The following is a 209-nucleotide window of genomic DNA, read 5'->3' on the forward strand; positions in this document are numbered from 1 at the left end:
CCGTAAAGGTGTAGGTGATCACGTCACCGGCATCACCGAGCACGGTGTTGCCATTGCTGTCGGCCACGGCCGCATGCTTGGCCACGGTGAAGCTGGCAACCGGCGTGGGCAGCGTCGGTGTGGTCACCGGCGGCGTGGTCGTGGTCGGCGGGGTGATCGTACCCGGCGGCACGGCGGTCGCCGTGGCGGTGTTGACCACTTCACCCGCT

1 protein-coding gene is annotated in these 209 nt (G+C 68.4%); it reads right to left on the bottom strand.

Features of this window, described 5'->3' with window-relative positions:
• On the bottom strand, positions 1 to 209 hold a 209-nt coding region (locus tag ACVOK8_RS19205; protein ID WP_481568210.1), incomplete at both ends, for a hypothetical protein.

The organism is Stenotrophomonas sp. STEN083, assembly GCF_056759195.1.